Source organism: Ruegeria sp. CF3, from assembly GCF_056537365.1.
Genome location: NZ_JBQFRK010000001.1, coordinates 77,731 through 91,063, shown reverse-complemented (window position 1 = coordinate 91,063; position 13,333 = coordinate 77,731). Strand labels below are relative to the sequence as shown.

9 protein-coding genes are annotated in these 13,333 nt (G+C 58.6%); 2 read left to right on the top strand and 7 right to left on the bottom strand.

Translation table 11 applies throughout. The annotated features are described in order from the left end of the window. Positions 1-100: 100 nt before the first annotated feature. The 4 genes from ACR0KC_RS00495 to ACR0KC_RS00480 are packed head-to-tail and all read right to left on the bottom strand — an operon-like array spanning position 101 to position 6,657. On the bottom strand, positions 101-2,662 hold the full coding sequence (locus ACR0KC_RS00495; RefSeq protein ID WP_480569179.1) for a putative PEP-binding protein: 2,562 nt from the start codon (positions 2,660-2,662) through the stop codon (positions 101-103). Positions 2,663-2,698: 36 nt separating this feature from the next. Then, complete coding sequence (gene glyS / locus ACR0KC_RS00490; protein ID WP_480771351.1) at positions 2,699-4,918, bottom strand: glycine--tRNA ligase subunit beta; 2,220 nt, start codon at positions 4,916-4,918, stop codon at positions 2,699-2,701. Positions 4,919-4,927: 9 nt separating this feature from the next. Further along, on the bottom strand, positions 4,928-6,136 hold the full coding sequence (gltS, locus tag ACR0KC_RS00485; RefSeq protein WP_480705720.1) for a sodium/glutamate symporter: 1,209 nt from the start codon (positions 6,134-6,136) through the stop codon (positions 4,928-4,930). Beyond that, positions 6,136-6,657 carry a DUF6446 family protein gene (locus ACR0KC_RS00480; RefSeq protein WP_170563334.1) on the bottom strand — a complete coding sequence of 174 codons (522 nt, stop codon included), beginning with the start codon at positions 6,655-6,657 and terminating at the stop codon, positions 6,136-6,138. The genes gltS and ACR0KC_RS00480 overlap by 1 nt, the downstream gene beginning before the upstream one ends. Before the next feature lie 78 nt (positions 6,658-6,735). Between ACR0KC_RS00480 and ACR0KC_RS00475 the strand changes: the two genes are divergently transcribed. Then, positions 6,736-7,368: a MarC family protein gene (locus ACR0KC_RS00475; protein ID WP_170404988.1), complete on the top strand. Its 633-nt coding sequence runs from the start codon at positions 6,736-6,738 to the stop codon at positions 7,366-7,368. An 8-nt stretch (positions 7,369-7,376) separates the two neighbouring features. On the opposite strand, the gene ACR0KC_RS00470 is transcribed toward ACR0KC_RS00475, so the two are convergent. Further along, complete coding sequence (locus ACR0KC_RS00470) at positions 7,377-8,306, bottom strand: glycine--tRNA ligase subunit alpha (protein ID WP_170817619.1); 930 nt, start codon at positions 8,304-8,306, stop codon at positions 7,377-7,379. 205 nt (positions 8,307-8,511) lie between these two features. Here ACR0KC_RS00470 and ACR0KC_RS00465 point away from each other — a divergent pair, with 205 nt between their 5' ends. Further along, on the top strand, positions 8,512-10,251 hold the full coding sequence (locus ACR0KC_RS00465) for a serine protease (protein WP_480771350.1): 1,740 nt from the start codon (positions 8,512-8,514) through the stop codon (positions 10,249-10,251). A gap of 56 nt (positions 10,252-10,307) precedes the next feature. On the opposite strand, the gene ACR0KC_RS00460 is transcribed toward ACR0KC_RS00465, so the two are convergent. Then, the gene (locus ACR0KC_RS00460) at positions 10,308-11,882 is read right to left on the bottom strand and encodes a thiamine pyrophosphate-binding protein (RefSeq protein WP_480771349.1); all 1,575 of its coding nucleotides are present in this window, start codon (positions 11,880-11,882) and stop codon (positions 10,308-10,310) included. Further along, positions 11,882-13,330 carry a TrkH family potassium uptake protein gene (locus tag ACR0KC_RS00455; protein WP_170393516.1) on the bottom strand — a complete coding sequence of 483 codons (1,449 nt, stop codon included), beginning with the start codon at positions 13,328-13,330 and terminating at the stop codon, positions 11,882-11,884. The genes ACR0KC_RS00460 and ACR0KC_RS00455 overlap by 1 nt, the downstream gene beginning before the upstream one ends. Positions 13,331-13,333 lie beyond the last annotated feature (3 nt).

The following is a 13,333-nucleotide window of genomic DNA, read 5'->3' as shown; positions in this document are numbered from 1 at the left end:
AGTTCTGAAAAAAATGCAAGAGAAAAACCGCTCACGCCGCCAATTATTATCGACAGCGGAACGTTTCTTACGCCACTATTTCTAGGTAGGAGACAGTTAGTCAACCCCCAAGTTTGGACGAAATCGCCAGTTGAGCGGCAGACAGCCGAGCGACAGGAACCCGGAAAGGGGAACAGGACACATAGTCGAATCCAAGTGACCGGCAGATAGCGATTGATTCGGGGTTACCACCATGTTCGCCACAGACAGAAAGCGTAACGTCTGGTTGGGCTTGGCGCCCGCGCTCGGCCCCCAGCTTCAGCAATTCACCTACCCCATCTGCATCCAGAACGTGAAATGGATCTTCGCCAAACACGCCTTGGCGGACATATGCCGACATGAACCGCCCCGCGTCATCGCGCGACAATCCGTAGGTCATCTGGGTCAGGTCGTTTGTTCCAAAGCTTAGGAAAGCGGAATGCGGCGCAATCTCATTCGCGCGCAGACAGGCCCGAGGCGTTTCCACCATCACTCCCAATCGATAGTCGAACTCCTGCCCCTGCTCCGAGGCAACCTCGGCCGCTACAGTATCAATGCGTGTTTTGACCAGTTCAACCTCGCGCTTGGCCGAGACCAGCGGGATCATGACCTCGGGCACGACAGGGGCACCTTCTTTGCTGGCCTCAACCGTCGCCTCGAAGATCGCGCGTGCCTGCATGTCGTAGATTTCCGGCACGGTGACACCCAGACGAACCCCGCGCAATCCCAGCATCGGGTTGTACTCGCTCATCGCCTCGACCCGACGTTCGACATCCGAGATTGGCAAATCCAGCGCCTCAGCCAGCTCGCGCTGACCAGTGCGCGTAGTGGGCAGAAACTCGTGCAAGGGCGGATCGAACAGGCGGATGCAGACCGGCTGCCCCTCCATAATCCGGAACAACTGCACAAAATCCTGCCGTTGCATCGGCAGCAACCGTTCCAACACAGCAGCGCGTCCAGATGGGGTCTGCGCAAAGATCATTTCGCGCATTACGGTCAAACGACCGGGATCGAAGAACATGTGTTCCGTTCGGCACAACCCGATCCCTTCAGCTTTGAAGTTTCGTGCAGTTTGCGCGTCAGCGGGTGTATCGGCGTTGGCGCGGATGGCGATGTCCCGCTCGGCATCGGCCCAGCTCATCAGTGTCTGAAAGCAATCATCCAGCGCCGCTTCAAGCATCTCGGGTTGTCCGGCCAATACCTGACCCGAAGTCCCATCGATGGTCAGAATATCGCCTGTCTTGAACACACGCCCATCCGGTGCACTTAGCAGCTTTTTCTTGGTCTGAAACCGCATTTCGGACGCGCCGACGATACACGGCAGACCCAGACCTCGGCCAATCACCGCCGCATGGCTGGTGATCCCGCCCTTTTCGGTCAAAACAGCTACTGCGGCATGCATTCCGCGCACATCTTCGGGCGAGGTTTCACGGCGCACAAGAATACAGGGCTCCCCCCGCGCGGCGCTGGCCTGCGCTTCGGCAGCCGTAAAGACAATTCGACCGGTCGCTGCACCGGGGCTGGCCGCGATGGCTGTGGTCAGCACATCACGCTCGGCCTCAGGATGGACCTGCCGGTGCAGAAGTTCATTCAGCGAATGCGGGTCGATCCGCATCACGGCCTCTTGCGGCGGAATGATCCCGTCTTCGGCCAAGCGCACCGCGATCCGCATCCCGGCCCGCGACCCGCGCGGAACCCGCACGCCGTCCAGAATATGCACCTTGCCGTTCTGCACCACGAATTCGACCTGCATTTCTTCGCGCAGCTTCTCGCGCATTAACGCAGCGTGGGCCTTGAGATCGGCAAAAGCCTCGGGCGCCACATCCTCCAGCGATTGGCCACGCTCGTCCTTTTCCAGATATAACGCAGCGACACCTTCGCCCAGAGCATCGCGCCCCTGACTCTGGCTTAGATAGCGACCTGTGATCTGGGGCATACCCGTCGCCGGGTCAATCAGTTGCAAAACGCCCGAGCCGCATTCGCCCTGCCCGACGCCCGGGATCATCTCTTGAATCACCAGACCCAAACCGGCATCCGCAGGTGCACCCTTGGCCTGCCTCAGCAGGCGAGCCGAAGTGCCGTCCCAGGCACGTGCCATCGAGCGCAAAACACCGATCAGCTGCTCTCCACGATCCTGCGGGAAGGCCTCGTCGGTCTCGTCTTCATACGCCCGCAAGGACAAGCTCAGCCCTTCGCGCCCATCCGCCTCAATGGTATCGAACACATCCGGGTCTAGGCGGGCAATATGGAGCGCGTAGCTCTGCACAAACCGCAGATAAAGCGCCGCCGCTGCATCCGCCCCCATTTCCGCAGACCGATCCAGATAGCGGGCATCATTCATGCCGATATTCAGAACCGCACCCGGTCCGCCCCAGTCGGGATCTTCCGAACTGGGCCGCACACATAGCAAAGACTCGGCGTCGAACTGTTCCAGAATGGCCGCGATATCGGGAATGTCACCCTTGGCAATTCGCTGCACCGCGTCAAAAGAAAGGGCCACGGTCCGCGGCACCGGCATGTCCAGCCGGACCAGTCTTTGCAGGCACTTTGCCCGGCCACCATGGGTATTGGCGGCAACGGGCGCTTTTGGAGTGATAAGCGTGGTATGCGGATTATTCTGCACTGCGGCACCTTTTGGTTTCACCGCAGCATAAGCCCCTGCGCCCTTGGCGCAAGGGCGTTATCCCTCGATACGGGTCAGATCAGCAACGCTAGAGCAGACCTTACGGATCTGGCTCAGCAGGTTCAGACGGTTGCGGCGCAGAATGTCATTATCGGTATTGACCTGCACGTCCTCAAAGAACGCATCCACCGGCCCGCGCAGTTCGGCCATTGCCGCCATCGCTGTCGGGAAATCCTCGGCATTCAGCGCGGGATCGATCTTGGCCTCTGCCGCGTCAAGCGCTGCAAACAGTGCCTTTTCGCTGTCAGTTTCAGCAAACTTCACATCCGCGCCGTAAGAGTATTCGACTCCATCCTTCTCTTCCGCCTGAGACAGGATGTTGTTCGCACGCTTGAACCCCTGCACGAGGTTCTCTCCATCCTCGGTCGCAATCACCGCATTCAGAGCGCGGGCGCGTTTGACCAGCAGGTTGAGGTCGTCATTCCCCTCCATCGCGATACAAGCGTCGATGACATCATGGCGGATGCCTTCGTCTCGGAGGAAGACTTTGAGGCGGTCGTGGAAGAAAGAAAGAAGATCGTCAGACGCGTCAGGAACCTTTTTCTCAAGCTCAAGAAATGCTGCTGCGGCCGATCCTTCAAGCTTTTCTTTGACAGTCTGGAATGAAGCACCAAAGACACCATGTTTTGCGATTTCTTCCAGGAGATCGCGGATATTCGCTTCGGGCAAAGCCTCATTGATAGCGCGTTCTGATCGAACCAGTTGACTATCGAAAAAACGGTCCAACCGAAGACGCAGATCATTATTCACGATTAGTCGAATTACCCCTAACGCCGCACGACGCAAAGCAAACGGATCTTTCGAACCCGTGGGTTTCTCATCGATCGCCCAGAACCCGGTCAGCGTGTCCAGCTTGTCGGCTAGCGCCACTGTCACAGACAACGGTGCGGTCGGAACATCATCCGACGGCCCCAACGGCGAGTAATGTTCCTGCGCAACGGCGGCCACTGCGGCATCCTCGCCTGCCGCTTCGATGTAATACCGCCCCATAAGCCCTTGAAGTTCAGGGAATTCATAGACCATTTCGGAGTTCAGATCAGCCTTGGCCAAACGCGCGGCTTTCTCGGCCTGATCCGCATCCGCCCCGACCACAGGGGCCAGTTCTCGGGCCAGCGCGGCAATGCGGTCGATGCGTTCCGCCTGAGTGCCCAGCTTGTTGTGGAAAGTCACATTCTCCAACGCACGGGTCCATTGGGCGATGTCCGACTTGGCAACGCGCAGGTCGTTCTCCCAGAAGAATTTCGCATCGGCCAGACGGGCAGACAAAACCTTCTGGTTCCCCGCCAAAATGGTCGCGCCGTTATCGGCGGTCTCGCGATTGGCGACGGTAATGAAGCGCTCGATCCGCCCCGTCTTGGGGTTCTTCACAGAAAAGAACTTCTGATGCTCTTTCATCGAGGTCTGCAGTACCTCGGGCGGCAGCTCAAGAAACTCCTCGTCGATCTGCCCCATCAGCACAACGGGCCATTCAACCAGACCGGCAACCTCGGCCAGCAGCCCCTTGTCGTCGACGACTTCCAGACCTGCGGCGAAGGCCATGTTCTGGGCATCGTTCCAGATATGTTCGGCACGTTCTTCGGGCGACAGCACCACGAAGGCGCGTTTCAGCTTGGCGGCATAATCCTCGAACGAGGTCACCGTAAACCGGTTCGGGGCCATAAAACGATGGCCCTCAGTCGTATCACCGGACGTGATCCCTTCGATCGCAAGCGGCACGACCTGCGCACCTGCTTCATCGGTCAGGATGCACAGGATCGAGTGCAAGGGCCGTACCCACCGCATCGATCCAGCCCCCCAGCGCATGGATTTGGGCCAGGGGAAGTTTCGAATGGTAGCTTCTAAGACCTCGGCGATGATTTCAGCTGCTGGACGACCCGCCTTTTCAATGGTGGCGAAATACACTGCGCCTTTGGGCGTGTCGCGCTCTTCCAAATGGTCTCGGGTCAGTCCCGCGCCGCGTAGAAAGCCATCGATGGCTTTGTCAGGCGCGCCGACCTTTGGGCCTTTGCGTTCTTCGCGGATTGTCGGGCTTTCCGCCAGCAGGCCTTCAACCGCCAGCGTCAGGCGACGCGGCGTCGTCAGTGCAGCGGCAGAGGCATAGGTCAGACCGCCTTCGACCAGACCATCGGTGATCCGCTTTTTCAGGTCTTCACCGGCGCGGGTCTGCATGCGCGCGGGGATTTCCTCGGAAAACAGTTCGATCAGCAGGTCGGGCATTTTCGGTCCTTAGAAATTGACAATCGTCTGAATGACGATGGCATTGGCGATGTCCACAAAGAATGCGGATACAAGGGGCAGTACGATAAAGGCAATAGGCGACGGGCCATATCGCTTGGTTACAGCGGTCATATTTGCGATAGCTGTGGGGGTAGCACCCAGAGCGAACCCCCCGAACCCGGCGGCCAGAACGGCGGCGCGGTAATTCGATCCCATCAACGGAAACAGAACCCAGATCACGAACACCACGGCAAAGAGGGTCTGGGCGGTCATGATTACTGCTATCGCAAGGCCCAGTTCGGCAATGGTCCACAGTTGCAGGCTCATCAGCGACATCGCCAGAAATGCACCAAGCGCGAATTCCGAGATCAGCGCCAGCGAGGGCGTGCGTGAGACCGGCTTGGCATTCGGCGCGAACATGGCGCGGAGATTGGCAATCACGATCCCCATGATAAGGCAGGGCACAAACAACGGCAGTTTCAGCCCTGCGGCGCTGATTGCTTCGCTCAGGATCGCGCCTGAAATGATCGCGAGGTTGAGGTACAGCAGCACCCGCATGATTGTCAGATGATCAATCTCGGATTTCTGGTCGACCTCATTGGGCAAACCCACCGTATGCTCTTCCCCGGGTCGTTCGGGGCTGAGCTTGCGTCCTTCGATCAGCAGCCGCGCAATCGGCCCCCCGACCAAAGCGGCCAGCACGAGACCCAATGTGGCCACGGCCACCCCCAACTCGGTTGCGCCACTCAAACCGGTGGCGCCCGCAACTTCGGGGGCCCAGGCGATCGCAGTTCCGTGCCCCCCGATCAGCGCAGCAGACCCGAACAGCACCCCGGCTTGCGCCGGATAACCGAACATCGCGGCCCCCACTGCGCCGATCACGTTTTGCGCAACGATGGTCAGAAGCGTCAAAATCAGAAGCAAAAGCAAAGGCTTGCCGCCCGCGATCAAATCGGACAGACGGGCATTTAGACCAATCCCGGCAAAGAACAGAACCAATAGAAAGTCTCGTGCGGTCAAGCCAAAGGATAGCTCAATGCCGAAACCAAGATACAGCGCCAATACCACGAGCGAGGCCAGAAGGCCCCCGGTTACCGGCTCGGGGATGTTGAAGCTGCGCAATTGTGCGACACGGGCGTTGATCTCTGCCCCCAGCAGATAGACCGCAAAGCCCAGCGTTGCTGTCAGGAACTCCGGTATCTCAACGACCATCTGCATCAGCCCTCGGGCCTGGGTGGGCACTCCTCGCCCACAACCGTGCCGTCATAGGCTTTTTCACCGCAATTGTTCAGCGCATGCCAGACGTAGCCTTTGCCATCCTGTGTAATGGTAACGATCCGGTCGACACCATAATGGATGTTCTTGGTGCCCAAGAAAGCCTGTGCTTGACCCGATTTCAATACGTCGGCCAGCGCAACTGCGTCGTAGCAATCAAACCACCCTGGCGCGGTCAATGGCTCGGGGTTCTCGACAGGGATAAAATCCACCATTTGATCCGGCCTCAACTCGGTTTCGAAACAGGCCCGATACCGGATCGGAGAGCTGTCGGCGTCAATGGCCTTAAACCCAGTATAGGCGATGGCTTCGGGCGCTTCCGCCCCTTGCGCCAGCAGGACCACATCCTGGCCCGGGCGCGGTTCTACCTCATAATAGAACCCATAAACCTGCAGGTAATACATGCCAGCACCGGCCAGAACGCCAGAAATCAGAAGGATTAGCGCAACCAATTTTCCAGTCATCGTTTACGCCACCTCTTTCAAGTTCATAGAAAATAAGACAGGTTCCCAAGCAGTACGGTCAGAAACGAGGCTACTCGCATGGAAACCACTCTTGCCGTCGGATTCTTTGGCGCGCTTTTTGCAATCATGAATCCGATTACCAACTTGCCTGTGTTCCTGAGTGTTACGCAAGACCTGCCCATTTCGGATCAACGCAAAGTGGCTGTGAAGACTGCGCTTTATTGCACGATCCTCGGTGGCGCCTTCGCTGCGATCGGCAGTCAAGCGCTTGGGCTCTTTGGCATCAGCGTCGATGACCTGCGCGTCGCCGGTGGCCTCGTTGTACTGATGATCGGCCTGAACATGCTGAACGGGAACGAGAGCAGCTCGCATCACGGAACCGACGGAGAAAAGAAATCCTATCCCGCGCCCGAGACCGTTGCGTTCTATCCCTTGGCTTTTCCCATTCTGGTCGGCCCCGGAACAATCACAACACTGATCCTTTATGCGCACCACATCAAAACCCCGGTCGAAGCCGTTGTCTATGCAGGTGTATTTCTGTTCGTGGTGGCCTTGCTTTTGATCACGTTCTGGAACGCATCGGCGTTGGCTAAGCGGCTGTCGGACAATGCTCGCGTGATAATGAGCCGCTTCATGGGCATGATCCTTGCGGCTATCGCAATCAGCATGATCGCAGACGGCCTGAAGGCGTTGTTGCCCGGACTGGCCTAGGCGCTGCATCAAGCTTCGAACCCGGCAGCCTCGGTCTGCACGAACGCATCGGCGCATTGCTTGGCCAATGCGCGAACGCGGCCGATATAGGCCTGTCTTTCGGTAACCGAAATCACCCCGCGGGCGTCCAGCAAGTTGAAGATGTGGCTGGCCTTGATGCACTGATCATATGCGGGATGCGCCATGATGATGCGCTTGCCCGTCTTCGGGTCGTCATGTTCCTGCGCCAGAATGGTCGCGCATTCGGTTTCAGCCTCTTCGAAATGACGCAGCAGGACCTCGGTATTGGCAATATCGAAGTTCCAGCGGGCGTATTCCTCTTCGGTCTGCTTGAAGATGTCGCCATAGGTCAGCGGGCTGGGCGACTGAGGATCGTTGAAGGGCATGTCCATCACATGGTCGATGCCCAGCACATACATGGCCAGACGTTCCAAACCATAGGTCAGCTCACCCGAAACCGGCGCACAGTCATGGCCGCCGACCTGTTGGAAATAGGTGAACTGGCTGACTTCCATGCCGTCACACCAGACCTCCCATCCCAGACCCCACGCACCCAGAGTGGGGCTTTCCCAGTCATCCTCGACAAAACGGATGTCGTGCAGGTCCATATCGATGCCGATGGCCTCAAGGCTGCCCAGATACAGTTCCTGCAAATCAGGCGGACTGGGTTTGATCAGCACCTGGTATTGATAGTAATGCTGCAACCGGTTCGGGTTTTCGCCATAACGTCCGTCTGTCGGGCGACGCGAGGGCTGAACGTAGGCCGCGGCCCAGGCCTTGGACCCCAACGCGCGCAGGGTGGTTGCCGGATGGAACGTACCCGCGCCGACCTCCATGTCATAGGGCTGTAGGATCGCACAACCTTTCGACGCCCAATAGGTCTGAAGCCTTAGGATAATCTCTTGAAATGAACGTGGTGCGCTTTTGGGTTCGGTCATGACAATTCCCTTGGACGCCCAAGCGCCCGGTTCCGGTGGGTTCGGCCCTTCCTATGCAAGGCATCCAAGGGCGTCAACGGGCCAAACGGCCACTCTGTCGCTGAGCGGCCACACACAGAATTCCCCGTATTCCGGGCATGGCAATCGGACCGCGATTCCGCGTAATCTGCGCCAAAGTGAAAACACTGCAGAACACGGGCAGACAATGACACGCGTATTTACGGTTATTACATTCTTTATCCTCTTCGGCCTGCGCGCCGCTTTTGCCCAGCAAGATGCGGGCGTCTTTGTTCAGATCGAGGCACAGCCGTCGCTGCGCGAGGCGCAAGAACGGGCGCAGGTCTATGCGAACGCACTGCCCGATGTGAACGGGTTTCGGCTGAATTCCGGCTGGTATGCCATTGTTATCGGGCCCTATTTACGCGACGACGCCGAACAGGTGCTGCGCGTTTACCGGGCCGAGCGTCAGATCCCATCGGACAGTTTCATCGCATTCTCCAGCGCGCTGGGGCAACAGTTCTGGCCCATCGGTGCCAACATCCTGAACCGCGGCGTCGTCACCGCCCCGATCCAGCCCGAGCCGCAGCCAGAGCAGCCCTTGGCCGGTCTTACCCTGCAGGACGCAGATGAAACCCGTTCGCAGGCTCTGCAAGGCGAACGCCTTTTGACCGCGCAAGAGCGCAGAGACCTGCAAACCGCGTTGCAGGCAGCCGGGTTCTACAATTCAACAATTGACGGAGCCTTTGGTCAGGGCACCCGCCGCTCGATGGGCGATTGGCAACGTTCCAACGGGTTCGACGCGACTGGCGTTCTGACCACGCTGCAGCGCAAAACCCTGATGGATGACTACAACGCTCCACTGATCAGCGTCGGGATGGCACGCTATTCCGACCCGCAAGCCGGGATCGAACTGGATATGCCAATGGGCGTCTTGGGCTTCGAACGTTACGAGGCACCCTTTGCCCATTTCAACCCCACTTCTGATCTGGACGCCAAGGCGCTGCTGATCTCGCAGGAAGGCTCTGCCGCAACCCTGCGGGCGCTCTATCAAGTGATGCAGTCGCTTGAAATCGTTCCTCTGGACGGTGAGCGCAGCCTGCGTGGCAACAGCTTCACGATTGAAGGGCGCGGAAATGGCATGACCTCGTTCACGCAAGCAGCTCTGAAAGACGGCAAGATCAAAGGTTTCACGCTGGTCTGGCCAGCCGGGGATGAGGCTCGCCGCGCTCGAGTTTTGGCCGCGATGCGTGCAAGCTTTGCCACGACCGATGCCGTACTGGATGCCGGTGCCGGAGCGGATGCTGACCAGCGCATCGATTTGATGTCTGGACTGCAAATCCGCAAACCGCGGCTATCGCGATCGGGCTTCTTCGCCGACGCTGATGGTACGGTTCTGACGGTCACCGAGGCCGCTGAAAGCTGCACCCGCATCACGCTGGACGGTGACCAAGAGGTTCAGCTGGCTTGGCAGGATGCCGACCTTGGTGTCGCTGTGCTGCGTCCTAGCCAGACCCTTTCCCCGATCAGTGTTGCCGAGTTCCGCGCGGGCGTTCCGCGTATTCAGTCTCAGGTCGCTGTTTCGGGCTTTTCTTACGAAGGCGCGTTGGGTGCCCCTACTCTGACCTTTGGCGAAATCGCTGATATCCGCGGCCTGAATGGAGAAGATGGCGTCAAACGCCTTGCACTGTCCGCCCAGCCCGGCGACGCGGGAGGACCTGTTTTTGACGATAGCGGCAGCGTTGTTGGCATGTTGCTACCTGCGCCTTCCGAAGGGCGTACCCTGCCCGACTCGGTCAGCCTTGCGGCGAATGTGGCACGTCTGACCGAGGTTCTGACCAAGGCGGGCATCTCAGGTCAGCCCGCGCAAGGCTCAGCCCAGATTTCACCCAACGAACTGAGCCGCAGAGCCAACGGAATGACCGTTCTGGTGCACTGCTGGGACTGAACAATCAGGTTCAGGGAAAAGGCGCTGTACGAAGGTGCACGCCTTTTTTCATAGGTTTACAGGATATCCGGTGTGACCCGTATTAATGTGGGAACCTCGGCCTGAAAGGCGGCGCGCACTGCGGCCTGCATCTCATCCAGCGTCTTCGGTGCAGCTGACAGCGCCCCGAACGCCTCGGCCAGTTTGCAGAAATCCGGGTTTCGCGCGATCACCGCATTAGGCGCGATCTGTCCGCGCACCATGCTCTCTTCAATCTCTTTGAGTTTACCATTGTCCCACAGAATGATGGGTAGCGGCAGGCCGAGTTCGACAGCAACCCCAAGCTCTTGCATTGTGTAGTGAAAACCATAGTCACCCGCGATGACCGCTGTGGGTTTGCCCCGCCGTGCTACTGCACCACCGATCCCGGCTGGCAGGGCGTACCCCAGCGTGCCAAATCCAGTCGGGTGGTGCCAATGATAAGGAAAGCCCATGTCCCAGACTTCTTTCGCGACATACGCGAATTGGGTCATGTCCGAATAAATCATCGTATCCAAGGGCATGGCCGCCCTGAGTGCATCGACCACGGGGACAATGCCCGGGCGCTCGGCATCTACCTCGGCCCGCCAGCGCGCGCGCGCCTCGCGCACCTCGTCCGCAGACCAACCAGCGGCTGGTTTTACCTGATCGGACACTGCCCACAGCGCATGCGCAAAACTCTCACCATCTGCCTGCAGTTTGACAGCCGCACGATGGTGGTCTGACAGCACTTGCGGGTCCAGATCAACACGCACCATAGTTGCGTTGTGGCCCAGATCATGGCGCCACAGATCAACCTCGCCCAGTTCAGCACCGACAACAACGACAAGATCAGCCGAGGCAATTACTTTGGCGCTGCCCGGTCGTGGCAGCATCGATCCGAAATCCAGCGGATAATCGGACCCGGCCAGCCCGCGACCGGCATACGTCGTGAAGCACGCCGCCCCCAACTGGGTCAGGATCTGTCGCCAAAGGTTAGACCGGCACCCGCCGCCTAATATGAACAAAGGCCGCTGCGCGATATTCAGCAGCGACAGAACCGGTGCCACATCCGGTGGAACAGTCTGGTTGCGCAAGGCAGTTTGGTTTGGAAAAGGTGCAGGCGCTGCCTCGGCCTCCAATTGCGCGATGGGTACCTGAATGTGTTTCGGTCGCGGGCGCGACAGCTCAAACTCTTCGAAGGCGCGCTCGATCAGACCATAGGCAGCCTGGGCATTGTTCGCCTGACAGGACCAGTCTGTAACTGTCTCGGCCGCAGCGCGCTGATCCTTCATCTGATGCAATTGGCCACGCAGTGCTTGTGTCTCTTCGAGGCAAGAAGACAACACCAGCATCGGCACCGAATCCGAATAAGCCTGCCCCATCGGCGTCATGATGTTGCACAGGCCCGGTCCGGTGATCACATAGGCCACCCCCGGCTTGCCAGACGCGCGGGCATATCCATCGGCCATGAAACCGGCCCCCTGCTCGTGCCGGGCCAGAACATGCGTGATCCCGGCCTCTTCGATACCGCGATACATCTCCTGATTATGCACGCCCGGTATGCCAAAGATCACGTCAACGCCACGATCCTTAAGCATGTGCGAGATCTGCGCCCCAAGGGGTCGTTTCATTAGCCTCTCCAGAATTGAACGGTAAAGATTGCGTAGACAGCCAGCAGTTCAAGGCGTCCGACCAGCATCCCGATCGTCAGCAGCCACTTGGCACCGTCATTCAGCCCCGCAAAGTTGCCTGCTGGCCCGATCTGTTCCCCCAGTCCCGGCCCCACATTAGCCAGTGCCGTCGCGGCCCCCGATACCGAGGTGATAAAGTCCAACCCAGTCAGGGCCAGCGCCCACGACAGAACCCCCATCGATAGTGCAAAGAACATGAAGAAACTCATGACCGAGGTCAGCACGTCGCGACTGATCGGTCGTCCATCATAGCGCGGCACGAACACACCATGCGGCGAACGAATTCGGCTGAGCTGGGTTTTAATCGACGCAAACAGCAATTGATAGCGGAACACCTTGATCGAACACGCGGTGGACCCCGCGCAACCGCCAATCAATCCGATCAGGAAGAACAACATGACCGGAAAACTGCCCCAGCCCATATAGTCGACACTCGCGTACCCTGTGCCCGAAATGATCGATGTGATGTTGAACAGCGACTCGCGGAACGCCTGCTCCCAATGGTGCGGAAAGACCGAAGTCAGGAAGATCGACATAATCACAACCAGAACCACGATGGTTGCCAGAAACGCCCGAATCTGGCTGTCTTTCCACAACGAGCTTGTGTGACCATTGGCCAATTGCACATACCGCACAAATGGCAGCGCCGCGAGGATCATGAAGATGGCAGCGGCATATTCCAGAGGTCCCGAAAACCGGGCGAAAGAGCTGTCATAGTTTGAAAACCCGCCCGTCGCGATTGTGGTCATGGCATGTACGACGGCGTCAAAAAAGCTCATGCCGAAACCGGCATAGACCAATGCGCAGACCACCGTCAGAAATACGTAGATCAAGGAAATCTGCCCGGCGATCTCTTGCGCGCGGGGCAGAATTTTCCCCATGGTTTCAAACCCTTCCGAGCGGAAGATCTGCATCCCACCAACGCGCAGCTCGGGTAGGAACACCATCGCCACGACGATGATTCCGATGCCCCCCAACCATTGCAAAACGCCCCGCCAGAGCAACAAGCCCTGTGGCAATTCGTCGAGCCCCGAGATCACGGTTGAACCTGTGGTGGTCAGCCCCGACATCGCCTCGAAATAGGCATCGACGAAACGCAGTTCAGTTTCGCCGAACAGAAACGGAATTGCGCCAAAAACCGGCAACGCCACCCAGACACCCGAGGTCAGCAAAAAGGTCTGACGGATGGTCAGACCTTCGCCCACTCCGTTGGAACAACTCATCGCAAGAACACTGCCGGTCAGCAGTGTTATGACCGCGCTTTCAAAGAAAACATGCCACTCGCCCCGCCCCTCGATCATGTCGACAAGCATGGGCAGCAGCATGGTCGCCCCTAGAATGGCGACCAGCAGGCCAATCACATATCCGACCGGGCGAAGATCCATCATGAC